This window comes from Streptomyces murinus, assembly GCF_002154555.1.
Lineage (GTDB): Bacteria > Actinomycetota > Actinomycetes > Streptomycetales > Streptomycetaceae > Streptomyces > Streptomyces murinus.
In genome coordinates this window covers 1-739 of record NZ_MUNF01000810.1, presented here as the reverse complement: position 1 = coordinate 739, position 739 = coordinate 1, and the positions used below count along the sequence as shown (strand labels likewise).

Annotated in this window: 1 pseudogene; it reads left to right on the top strand. The window is 70.3% G+C overall.

Annotated features, from left to right (window positions below):
• Positions 1 to 703: pseudogene (locus CCN72_RS35305) on the top strand (molybdopterin cofactor-binding domain-containing protein); the annotation flags it as partial.
• Positions 704 to 739 lie beyond the last annotated feature (36 nt).

Sequence of the window (739 nt, the reverse complement as noted above, 5' to 3'; positions counted from 1 at the left end):
CCAGGTCCTGTCCGCAGGGCATGGACACCTACGGTTCGCGCTCGCTGGCCGTCGGCGGCGAGGCCGTGCACCGGGCGGCGACCACGGTGGTCGACAAGGCCCGCAAGGTGGCCGCGCATCTGCTGGAGGCGAGCGAGCAGGACCTGGAGTTCCGGGAGGGCGTCTTCTCCGTGAAGGGCTCCCCGGAGGCCCGCAGGTCCATCCAGGAGATCGCCTTCGAGGCGTTCACCAACCACGATCTGCCCGACGGGGTGGAGCCGTCCATCAACGCCGAGCACGTGGTCGACCCGGAGAACTTCTCCTTCCCGCACGGCACCCATCTGTGCGCGGTCGAGGTCGACACCGAGACCGGGCGGACCCGGATCAGGTCGTACGTCTGCGTGGACGATGTCGGCCATGTGGTCAATCCGATGATCGTCGAGGGGCAGGTGCACGGCGGGCTCGCGCAGGGCATCGCGCAGGCGCTGTACGAGGAGGCCGTCTACGACGACGAGGGCAACCTGGTCTCCGGCAGCATGGCCGACTATCTCGTGCCCTCGGCCGCCGATCTGCCGGAGTTCGTGACCGACCGCACCGAGACCCCCGNNCGCCCGCCGTGGTCAACGCCGTCGTGGACGCGCTGCGACCGCTGGGCGTGACCGATGTACGGATGCCCTGCACCCCGGAGCGGGTGTGGCGCGCGGTGAGGGAGGCGACGGCATGATTCCCCCGGCGTTCGAGTACGCCCGCCCCAAGAGCG